General features: G+C 54.9%; 9 protein-coding genes. 8 read left to right on the forward strand and 1 reads right to left on the reverse strand.

Translation table 11 applies throughout. From position 1 onward, the window contains the following. The first annotated feature begins 38 nt into the window (after window positions 1-38). The 7 genes from C812_RS03580 (at window position 39) to C812_RS03610 (ending at window position 7,131) form a co-directional block, all read left to right on the forward strand. The gene (locus C812_RS03580) at window positions 39-1,829 is read left to right on the forward strand and encodes an L-fucose isomerase (RefSeq protein WP_016311322.1); all 1,791 of its coding nucleotides are present in this window, start codon (window positions 39-41) and stop codon (window positions 1,827-1,829) included. A gap of 46 nt (window positions 1,830-1,875) precedes the next feature. Continuing rightward, window positions 1,876-2,535 (forward strand): class II aldolase/adducin family protein, encoded by a 660-nt coding sequence (locus tag C812_RS03585; RefSeq protein ID WP_016311323.1) that lies wholly within the window; start codon window positions 1,876-1,878, stop codon window positions 2,533-2,535. A 17-nt stretch (window positions 2,536-2,552) separates the two neighbouring features. Next, window positions 2,553-4,127 (forward strand): rhamnulokinase, encoded by a 1,575-nt coding sequence (locus tag C812_RS03590; RefSeq protein ID WP_016311324.1) that lies wholly within the window; start codon window positions 2,553-2,555, stop codon window positions 4,125-4,127. Then, window positions 4,121-4,552 carry an L-fucose mutarotase gene (gene fucU, locus C812_RS03595; protein WP_016311325.1) on the forward strand — a complete coding sequence of 144 codons (432 nt, stop codon included), beginning with the start codon at window positions 4,121-4,123 and terminating at the stop codon, window positions 4,550-4,552. Before C812_RS03590 ends, fucU begins: the two co-directional genes overlap by 7 nt. A gap of 157 nt (window positions 4,553-4,709) precedes the next feature. Beyond that, entirely contained in the window at window positions 4,710-5,420 is a 711-nt protein-coding gene (locus tag C812_RS03600; RefSeq protein WP_244268270.1) for an SDR family NAD(P)-dependent oxidoreductase, read from the forward strand. Between the two features lie 58 nt (window positions 5,421-5,478). After that, window positions 5,479-6,456, forward strand: coding sequence for an aldo/keto reductase (locus C812_RS03605; RefSeq protein WP_016311327.1), 978 nt, complete (start codon window positions 5,479-5,481; stop codon window positions 6,454-6,456). Between the two features lie 21 nt (window positions 6,457-6,477). Then, on the forward strand, window positions 6,478-7,131 hold the full coding sequence (locus C812_RS03610; protein ID WP_016311328.1) for a ThuA domain-containing protein: 654 nt from the start codon (window positions 6,478-6,480) through the stop codon (window positions 7,129-7,131). A gap of 75 nt (window positions 7,132-7,206) precedes the next feature. Here the strand turns inward: C812_RS03610 and C812_RS03615 are convergent. Further along, window positions 7,207-8,327 (reverse strand): IS3 family transposase gene (locus C812_RS03615; RefSeq protein WP_157274695.1). Its coding sequence is split into 2 segments (ribosomal slippage): window positions 7,207-8,078 and window positions 8,078-8,327, totalling 1,122 coding nucleotides; the frame shifts between segments, so codons are not numbered across the junction. A gap of 875 nt (window positions 8,328-9,202) precedes the next feature. Between C812_RS03615 and C812_RS03625 the strand changes: the two genes are divergently transcribed. Beyond that, the gene (locus C812_RS03625) at window positions 9,203-11,284 is read left to right on the forward strand and encodes a bifunctional rhamnulose-1-phosphate aldolase/short-chain dehydrogenase (RefSeq protein WP_036624611.1); all 2,082 of its coding nucleotides are present in this window, start codon (window positions 9,203-9,205) and stop codon (window positions 11,282-11,284) included. Window positions 11,285-11,313 lie beyond the last annotated feature (29 nt).

Here is an 11,313-nt window from a genome sequence, read left to right on the forward strand (position 1 = left end):
TGGGACTATAATTCATTGTCCAAGGAGGCAGGTTGGCTATGGTTGAAAACGGTTACAGATGGCGGGACGGGTTCCCGAAGATCGGCATTCGTCCAACGATTGACGGCAGACGAAGAGGGGTACGCGAATCCCTGGAGGAGCAAACGATGAACTTGGCCAAAGCGGTAGCTCGGCTGTTAGAGGCGGAGCTCCGTTATCCGAACGGACAACCGGTCGAATGCGTGATCGCTGATACCTGCATCGGCGGCGTCGCTGAAGCGGCGGCGGCAGCGAAGAAATTCAAGGCGGCGGAAGTCGGAGTGTCCATCACTGTAACGCCGTGCTGGTGCTACGGCACGGAAACGATGGATACCGATCCGCAGATTCCGAAGGCGGTGTGGGGCTTTAACGGCACCGGCCGACCGGGAGCGGTATATTTGGCCGCCGTGTTATCCGCACATGCGCAAAAAGGGCTTCCGGCCTTTGGCATCTACGGCGAGGATGTGCAGGATGAAGGCGATGACCGTATTCCGGCGGACGTGCAGGAGAAGCTGCTGCGTTTTGCCCGGAGCGGGCTGGCAGCCGCGATGATGCGTGATCGAGCGTATTTGTCGATGGGCTCGGTGTCGATGGGGATTGCCGGTTCGATGGTGAACGATACCTTTTTCCAAGAGTATCTGGGGATGCGCAACGAGTATATCGACATGACCGAGTTCACGCGGCGGATGGAGGAAGGGATATACGATCCCGAAGAATACCAGGCGGCGCTGGCTTGGGTGAAGCAGAACTGCCAAGAAGGTCCGGACAATAACCCGGCCCATCTGCAGACTTCGCGGGAGCGGAAAGACCTGGAATGGGAGACGGTGGTCAAAATGACGCTGATCACGCGCGACCTGATGATCGGCAACCCGCGCCTAGCGGAATTGGGCTACGAGGAGGAAGCGCAAGGCCATCACGCGATCGCCTCCGGCTTCCAGGGACAGCGCCAGTGGACGGATCATTTCCCGAACGGCGATTTTATGGAGACGATCCTCAACTCGTCGTTTGACTGGAACGGGACGCGTGCGCCTTATATTGTGGCTACGGAAAATGACAGCCTCAACGGCGTTGGCATGTTGTTTGGCTATTTGCTGACGAATACGGCGCAAATTTTTGCCGATGTGCGGACGTACTGGAGCCCGGCATCCGTGGAGCGGGTGACTGGCTACAAGCTGGAGGGCCGGGCAGCAGGAGGCATCCTGCATCTGATCAACTCCGGTTCGGCGGCGCTTGACGGCACCGGCGAGCAGCTGAAAGACGGCGATCCCGTCATCAAGCCGTTCTGGGAGATCAGCGAGGAAGAGGTCGCGCGCATGCTGCAGGCCACGCAGTTCCGTCCGGCTTCGCTGGAATATTTCCGGGGCGGCGGGTTCTCCACCGACTACTTGACCCGCGGCGGCATGCCGATGACGATGACCCGGCTCAACCTGGTCAAAGGGCTTGGCCCCGTGCTGCAAATCGCCGAGGGCTACTCGGTGGACCTGCCGGAGCATGTGCATGATACGCTCGACAAGCGGACCGACCCGACGTGGCCTTCAACGTGGTTTGCTCCGAATCTGACCGGCAGCGGCGCGTTTACCAGCGTTTATGACGTGATGGATCATTGGGGCGCAAACCACGGGGTCATCAGCTACGGCCATATCGGCGCCGACTTGATTACGCTGGCCTCGATTTTGCGCATTCCGGTCAGCATGCACAACGTACCGAAGGAGAAGGTGTTCCGCCCGCGGGCTTGGGGCCTGTTCGGTACCGAGGATGCGGAGAGCGCCGACTTCCGGGCTTGCGCTGCGTTTGGGCCGTTATACAAATAAGCTGTGACTCGACAACCAAGCCTCATAAAAAAAGGAGAACAACGCCATGCAAAACATGGAAACGCGCCTAGAACTGTGCAAATACGCCCGCAAAATCGTCGACAGCGGGCTGGTCGTAGGGCCGGGCGGCAACATCAGCGCCCGGGCTGGCGACAAAATGTACTTGTCGCCCAGCGGCTTCGCGCTGGAGGAGATCGAGCCGGAGCAGTGGATCGAGGTGGATATCCCAACCGGAGAGGTGACCGATATCGGCCTGCGCCCGTCGTCTGAGGTGCTGATGCATCTTTACGGCTACCGCCAAAAGCCTGACATGGGAGCAATGGTGCATACGCACCCAGCCCATTGTATCGCGTTTACGTTGATTGAGCGGGAGCTGCCAATTATGTTCCCGGACCAGGCCGCATTGGTCGGCCGAACGGCATTTATCCCTTATTTGATCCCAACGACGGAATTGCTGGCGAATGCAGTCGCCGAGAAGGTGAATGAAGCGAGCTCGATTTTGCTGGGGAACCACGGGCTGGTGACGACGGGCCGAAATTTGCGGGAGGCCTTCTACCGGACCCAGGTTGTGGAGGAGAGCGCGAAAATTTACTTAAGCGCCAAAGCGGCGGGAACCCCTGTCCCGCTAACGGATCAGGAGGTCGCAGACATCGCCGCCCTCGAAAGTGAAGACTACCGGATTGCACTGCTTCAAAAAATGAAGTGATCGGACGGTGAACACGCATGTCATCGGAACCACAACGCATCCCTTGCGTCCTTGCGTTTGATTTGGGCGCAAGCAGCGGTCGGGCTTTCATCGGCGAGATCCGTACCGAAAGCCCGGATGACACCACCGGTGCCGCCGCTGTCACGCCTGGCGTTCGGAAGCTGCACATCACCGAAATCCACCGTTTCCCGAACGTTCCGGTTCAGATTGGCGGGCACCTGCATTGGGATACACCGATGCTGCTGCGGGAGATCAAAACCAGCATTCGCAAAGCGTTCCAGGGCGGGTATCGTCCCGAAAGCTGCGCCATCGACACCTGGGGCGTTGATTTTGGTCTGTTGGATCGAAACGGCGAGCTGCTGGGCATCCCGTATCATTATCGGGATCGTCAAACGGAAGGATTGGTGGAGGAAGTGTCTGCCCTTGTTGGGGCAGAGCGTTTGTTCCGCGAAAGCGGATTGCAGTTTATGCCCTTTAATACGTTATATCAGCTATATGCCATGAAAAAAGCCGGCTCCCCCAAGCTTGGTCTGGCCGAAACGCTGCTGCTCACGCCGGATCTGCTGAGCTATTTCCTGACCGGCCAGCGGGTTTGTGAATTTACGATGGCGACCACGACCGGGCTGTTCGACCCGGGGCGGGGCGCGTGGAACGCTGCGTTGATGGATGAGCTGGGCATCCCAAGCGGAATCTTCTCCGATCCGGTTCCCCCAGGAACCGTGATCGGGGAGCTGACGGCGGAGGTGTGCGCTGAGCTTGATGTGCCGCCGATCAAGGTCGTGGCCGTCGCTTCGCACGACACGGAGTCCGCTGCGGCGGCGGTGCCGGCGGATACACCGGCGTTCGCCTATCTGGTCAGCGGCACCTGGTCGCTGCTGGGGACGCAGATGGCGAAGCCTTTGCTGACGCCGGCGGTGCTGGAGCGCCAATTCTCCAACGAAGGCGGCGTAGACGGCACGTACCATTTGCTCAAAAACATCATGGGCCTGTGGCTCCTCCAGGAATGTAAACGCAAATGGGAGCAGGCTGGCGAAGCCTATACTTACGGCGAGTTGGCGGAATTGGCGGAACAGGCCGAGCCGCTGCGCAGCTTGATCGATCCGGATGATCTGCGGTTTATGAATCCGGCCGATATGCCGGAGGAGATCCGGGCGTATTGCCGGGATACCGGCCAGCCGGTACCGGATTCGCCCGGCGCCTTCGCCCGCTGCATCCTCGAAAGCCTGGCGCTCCGCTACCGCCAGGTGCTGGAGCAGGCCGAAGAGCTGACCGGCTCTCGATTTGCCGGGCTGCATATGGTGGGCGGCGGCACTCAGAACGAGCTGCTCTGCCGCTTAACCGCGGAGGCAATTGGCCGCTCGGTATGGGCGGGACCGGTGGAGGCCAGCGCCATCGGCAATCTGCTGGTTCAGCTGCGGACCGGCGGCTGGCTGCATGACCTGCAAGAAGGCCTGGAAATGGTGAAGGCTTCATTCCCGATACAGGTGTATGAGCCGGAGCAAGCGACCAGGCCGGAGAACGAGAAACGCAGCGCTCTCTGGGCTGCCGCCTATGAGCGATTCGAACGATTAGGGAGGTCGATCCCATGCTAAAGGGCATATCCAGCTTGATTTCGCCGGAACTGCTGAAGGTTTTAATGGAGATGGGGCATTCGGACGAGATCGTGCTTGCCGACGGCAATTTTCCAGCTGCGAGCCATGCCCAGCGATTGATTCGTTGTGACGGTCATGGCATTCCCGATTTGCTGGAAGCGATCCTGCCCTTGTTCCCGCTCGACAGCTACGTGGACCATCCGGTAGCATTGATGGCGGTGATGCCCGGCGACCCAGTGGAAACACCAATCTGGGACGACTATCGCAGAATTGTAAGCCGCTATCATCCAGCGGACCAGCCGTTTGAAGAGGTTGAGCGGTTTGCTTTTTACGAGCGGGCCAAACAGGCGTATGCGATCGTCTCCACCGGGGAGAGAGCGTTATATGCCAATCTCATTCTGAAAAAGGGGGTCGTCACACCATAAAGCTCAAACACGGATCTGGGGGGCTGCCGCAAGGTATGCCCTCTTTTATCGTCGAATAAAAGCGTTTACAATAAAAGAGATTGCGGCCCTGTCAGATGAACATGAACAGGCAAGCTTCGAAGGAGAGGAGTGGACGGCAATAAGGTATACGGCATTGGTGACCGGGGCCGATCACGGTATCGGTTTGGCATTGGTGCGCCAGCTGCTTGAGGAAGGACACCAGGTTTTTGCCGGGAGATTTAACCCGAAGGAACAGGCGTTGTCGGAGCTGGCTGCAACGTACGGTGATCGGTTTATTCTTGTGGATTTGGACGTGGGCAATGATGCCAGCGTACAGGCTGCTGCAGCCAAAGTGAAGGAGCATACGGATTCGCTCGATTTGCTGATCAATAATGCGGCGATTCTGGGCGATATCGAAACGACGGTGCTTGGCGAACTGAACTTTGAAGAAATGCTGCAGGTGTATAACGTGAATGCGCTGGGTAGCCTGCGTATGACGAATGCCTTGATCGAGCTGATCCTGAACAGCAACGGCCGTACGATCGCCAATATCTCCTCGGAAGCGGGCAGCGTTGGCCAGTGCTACAGAGACAGCTGGTTCGCTTATACGATGTCGAAGACGGCGGTGAATATGCACTCGAACGTCGTACATAACGGCATCAAAACGCAAGGCGGACAAGTGCTGGTGTTGCATCCCGGTTGGGTGCAGACGTTTATGCGCGGCGAGAAGGATTCCGCGGCGACCCTCACACCGGAGCAATCCGCTAGCAAACTGTGGGGCATCATCCGCGAGGCGATGGAACGGGAAGACAGACCTCTGGAGAAGCCCGTATTCCTCGATGTAGATGGCCAGGTGTTACCGTGGTAGGTTGAGAGCCTTATTTTTTCATTAGTGAAATTAATAGATAAAAATGGAGGAATGAGCAATGGAGTATACGTACTTGGGACGTTCCGGTTTAAAGGTAAGCAAGCTGTGTCTGGGCACGATGAATTTCGGCGTGAACACCGATGAGAAGGAAGCGTTCCGGATCATGGATGCGGCGCTGGACGCGGGAGTGAATTTTTTCGATACCGCGAACATTTATGGATGGGGCAAAAACGCCGGTAAAACCGAAGAAATCATTGGCCGCTGGTTTGCCCAAGGGGGCGGACGCCGGGAAAAAGTCGTGCTGGCAACAAAGGTACATGGTGATATGAGTGATCCATTGGACGGTCCGAATAGTCCGGCAGGGTTGTCGTCCTACAAAATCCGCCGGCATCTGGAAGGCTCGCTGCGCCGGTTGCAAACCGATCATATCGAGCTGTACCAAATGCACCATATTGACCGTAATGTGTCCTGGGATGAGCTGTGGGAAGCGTTCCAGATTGCGATTGTCCAAGGAAAAATCGGTTATGTCGGGTCCAGCAACTTTGCCGGTTGGGACTTGGTGAAGGCGCAATATGAGGCGAAGAACCGCCATATGCTTGGCCTCGTCTCGGAGCAGCACAAGTATAATTTGCTTTGCCGTTTACCGGAGCTGGAGGTGCTGCCGGCGGCGGAGCATCTCGGGATTGGCGTCGTAGCCTGGAGCCCGCTTGATGGCGGATTGCTGGGCGGCAACGCGGCGAAGAAGCTGGCGGGTTCGCGCACAGCGAATGACAACCGCTACGAGAAATTCCGTACGCAGCTTGAGGCGTTTTCGGCACTTTGCCGGGAGCTGGGTGAAAGCGAGGCGAACGTGGCATTAGCTTGGACACTGGCGCATCCGGCGATGACTGCACCGATTATCGGACCGCGTACGTTGGAGCAGTTCCAAGATACGCTCCGTGTGGTCGAGATCAAGCTGGATGAAGCGGTGATGAAGCGATTGGATGAAATTTTCCCAGGCCCAGGCGGTGCAGCACCTCAAGCTTATGCTTGGTAAAAAGAGAGGGGGAGACGGAAGATGAGTCATGTGCGGAAGCAAGCCTTGGTGATCGGGAATAACGCGGATGCGCCGTATCATCCGTTGGACGCAGTACAGGAACAGTTACGGCAGATACTGCAGGACGATTTCGAGCTGACGACCAGCTTGGACTACGATCAGTTAGCCTCAGGTGCCTTGGAGAACTACGACCTCTTCATCTCCTACACCGACCGCTGGGAGGAGGCGGTGAGCGCGGAGCAGGCAGCGGGACTGCTCACTTATGTGGCGAATGGCGGCGGGCTGCTTGTCGTGCACAACGGAATCTCGCTGCAGGTGCGCCCGGAACTGGCCCAGTTGATCGGCGCTAAATTTATAGAGCATCCGCCTTACACGGAGCTGGAGTTTGGGGTGGCAGTTGACTCTGGCGGCGCCAGTCATCCGGTTGTGGAGGGAATCCAACCGTTTACGTTGGCGGAGGAGCCTTACCGCTTCGAATTCGATCCGTTCTGTGCCAAAAAGGTGCTGCTCACGTACCGCCATGAGGGCCAGGATTGGCCGGCGGCTTGGGCGCATTCATACGGACTTGGCAAAGTGGTATTCCTGATGCCGGGGCATCATCTGCCTTCGTTCCAGCATCCCGAAGTGGCAAAGCTGCTGCGGGGCGGAGCCAAGTGGGCTGCAAAAGCAAAATAAGTTAAAGGAAGAACTGATCCTTATAGCACATCAGTTGCTTATGGGATCAGTTCTTTTTGGATTGTCAACAGTAAATCAGACAACTTTATTAAGGGCTTCTTGACGATACTGAACAGGTGTCAGGTATCCCAGTGTTCCGTGAATCCGATGCTTGTTGAACCAGTTGATGTAATCGTACAGTTCCACCTCTAGATGAAGAAGGCTGTGGAAGCTCATCTGGTTAATGAACTCCGTTTTCATAATTTTATAGGTAGCTTCAGCCACGGCATTGTCATAGGGACAGCCTTTCATGCTGAGAGATCGACCGATTTTAAAGGTCTCCAATAGCTCGTCCATCTTTTCGTTTTTAAACTCACTACCGCGGTCCGTATGAAACCACTGGATTTGACGCAGATCACCTTGTACGGTAGAGAAGGCACGGGAAATCAGAGCCGCATCCTTGTTTGGGCCCGCACTATGCCCGATGATTTCTCGATTGAACAAGTCGATCAGCACACAAATGTAATGCCACTTGTTTTGAACCTTTACATACGTTAGATCGCTAACGACGAAGCGCTTTGCTTCTGTCTGCTCAAACTCACGAGCCAGCACATTTGCCGTCTTTGCTTCATTGGAGGCCGCTTTGTGGGGCTTATACTGAGCGATCGTGTAGGTGGAGACCAACCCCTGCTCCTTCATAATGCGGCCAATGCGACGTCTAGATACAACTATTCCTTGTTCCTTTAGCTTGGCTTTAATCTTGCGCGTGCCGTAGGCTTTGCGGTTCTTGTGGAAGATCTCCACAATCGTTTCTGTTAGTTCATCTTCCTTCGCTCGTTCCTTTGCTTCATAGTAGAACGTACTCTTTGCAATTTGTAGGACGTCGCACATTGCTGATACCGAGTATTTATCACGGTTGTTCTGGATGATAGCTACTTTCGTCCCATGATCAGCGCGGCTTGCTTTAAAATATCGTTCTCCATCTTAAGTCGTTGAATCTCTTTACGTAAAGTGATGAGTTCATTTTCTTCGAAAGAGCGATTGTCCTTCTCCTTGAAGGAGCCTGTGGTCTGGGCTTGCTTGATCCAGCGGTCTAAAGCAGACGCAGTGAGGTCATATTCCTCCACAATCGCTGCGCGGGATTTCCCGTTTTCATAGAGCTGCACCATTTGCTTTTTGAACTCGGTTGTAAACGTGCGTCGTGGTTGTTTAGGCATTGTTGAGATCCGCTCCTTAACATGATAGGTCTATTCTACAAGCCCTTATTTTTATTGTCCAACTAAGTGTAGCCGATCCATTTTTTGATGGAGGAGGGTGGGGGTGAGGTGCTCGTTGCTGGTCTTTTTAAGGATTATCCCGTTTAGTCAGTAAGTTGAAAGAAGAACTGATCCTTATAGCACATCAGTTGCTTATGGGACCAGTTCTTTCTTGATGGAGGAGGTGGAGATAAGGTGCTCGTTGCCGGTCTTTTTAAGGATTATCCCGCTTAGTCAGGTTCAGGTGCAATACAGGGTGGCGTTCCCCATACGGCGTTTCCTGTTCTTACCTCTGTTCTTACCTCTGTTCCTGCTTCTGCTTCCGATTCCGATACTGTCTCTGCTTCTGTTTTGCTTGATTCTGTTTGTGCTTTGTATCTGCTCTGCTTTGTTATGCTCTGTTCTGTTCAGATTCTGATACTGTTTCTGTTTCTGTTTCTGTTTCTGTTTCTGTTTCTGTTTCGATTCTTTATTCTCTGTTCTCTGTTACCCGCTCTGCCGCAGTCCGTTGTCCGTTGCCGTTCCCCGCCCCCTGTTTCCATTCCCATTACCGATTCTCCATTTCTCGTTTCACGAAGCAACAAAAAATGCAGATCCTTTCTCTGAATTGTGCCTCCTGAGCTCCAGACCACCACCTGAGCGAGAGGGATAATGGTGCAAAAGGGGCAGAAGAGAGGGGTAAGAGAGGTCAAGCGAGGTCAAGTGAGGGGGACAGAGTGCTAAAGCAATATTTTGTGAAAGCGCTATACCCAAAACAACCCAAATGGTTTAAAATTAAAACAAACAAAAATAAAGAAAAAACCAAACAAACCAAAATGGAGGTAGTTCAAGAGATCATGGTACAGAACTTATGGGACTCATCTAAAGCATCGGTATTATCCTCAGATTTGGAGCAGCTGGTTTACCGATCGAATCTGCTTGGTGCAGATCGTCGGGTTTGTAACTGGGGCGGCGGTAACACATCGAGTAAAACGATCGAGAAAGACTTCCGCGGCCGGGACATTGAGGTGATGTGGGTGAAGGGCAGCGGCTCGGACCTGGCGACGATGAAGGCGGGCAACTTCACCGGATTGCGCATGGACGACATCCGTCCGCTGTTTGAGCGGGAGGAAATGACGGACGAAGAGATGGTCGCTTATCTGGCAAATTGCATGATTGACGCCAAACATCCACGGGCATCAATTGAAACACTGCTGCATGCGTTTTTGCCGTTTAAGCATGTGGACCATACCCATCCGGATGCGATTATCAGCTTGTGCTGCGCTGACAACGGCCAAGAGATTGCCCGGGAAATCTATGGCAACCGTTTTGTCTGGGTGCCTTACATTCGTCCGGGCTTCAAGTTGTCCCAAATGATCGCCGAAGGCGTGCTGGCTAACCCCAATGCGGAGCTGGTGCTGATGGAGAAGCACGGTTTGGTAACCTGGGGGGAGACGCAGGAGGAGTGCTACGCTAAAACAATAGCCATTATCAATGAGGCGGAAGCGTATATTGAAGCAAAAAGCGCTGCTCAAGCCGCAGAAGGCCGCGTATTTGGCGGGCAATTTGCGAAGCCGTTGGAAGAAGCGCAACGCCGGGCCATTGCAGCCGAAATCATGCCGCTGGTTCGGGGGCTCGCGAGCGGGGAGAAGCCGGTCATCGTGACGTTTGACGATGAGGGGGATGTGCTAGAATTCGTTGGCAGCCGGGATGCAGGCGAGCTGTCGCAGGTTGGCGCCGCGTGTCCGGATCACTTGGTGCACACCAAAGTGGTTCCCCTGTTTATCAACTGGAAGCCGGATGCTGCCGATGTCGCTGGGCTTAAGGAGAAGCTGCAGGCGGGCATTGCCGAGTATAAAGCTCAGTACCAGGCTTATTTCGAACGCAACAAGCAGGCGAATGACGTGATGTTTGATGCGGCACCGCGGGTAATTTTGATTCCTGGCATCGGGATGTTAAACACTGGAAAAAGTTGGGTGAATTCCAAGCTCAGCGGAGCGTTATACCATCGGGCGATCGCGGTGATGAAAGGCGCGACGGCCATTGGCCGGTTCGTATCGCTTAGCGAAAACGAATCCTACAACGTTGAATATTGGCCGCTGGAGTTGTACAAATTGTCGCTGGCTCCTGCCGAAGCTGAATTTTCGCGTAAGGTTGCGTTTATCACTGGAGGCGCTGGCGGCATCGGAAGCGAAACGGCACGACGATTGGCGGAAGAAGGGGCTCATGTTGTGCTGGCGGACCTCAATCTGGAAGGGGCGCAAAAGGTTGCAGCCGAGATCAACGCCAAATACGGGGAAAATCGAGCGCTGGCCGTGAAAATGGACGTAACGCAGGAGGAGCAGGTTGCAAGGGCTTATGCCGAAACGGCTTTGACCTACGGTGGAGTTGATATTATCGTCAACAACGCTGGTTTAGCCACGTCCAGCCCGTTCACCGAAACGTCGCTGCAGGAATGGAATCTGAATATGTCGGTGCTGGGAACGGGATATTTTCTCGTTGCGCGGGAAGCGTTCAAGCTGATGAAGGAGCAGGGGCTCGGCGGAAGCATGGTGTTCATTGGCTCCAAAAACTCCGTATATGCCGGCAAAAACGTTACGGCCTACAGCTCCGCCAAGGCGTTGGAGGCTCATTTAGCCCGCTGTATTGCGGCGGAAGGGGGAGAACTTGGCATTCGGGTGAATACGATTTTGCCGGATGCGATTTTGCAGGGCTCGGCGATTTGGAACTCCAACTGGCGGAACGAACGAGCGGCCGCTTATGGTATTGAGCCGGATCAATTGGAGGAGTATTACCGCAAGCGTACGACGCTGCTGGTTAATATTTATCCGCGAGATATTGCGGAAGGGGTTGCCTTCTTCGCTTCGTCCAAGGCGGCGAAAACGACTGGATGCATGTTGACGATTGATGGCGGTGTTCCGGCAGCTTTTGTACGGTAAGGCAGAATCTTTACATGTGAAGATTGCTT

This window comes from Paenibacillus barengoltzii G22, assembly GCF_000403375.2.
Lineage (GTDB): Bacteria > Bacillota > Bacilli > Paenibacillales > Paenibacillaceae > Fontibacillus > Fontibacillus barengoltzii.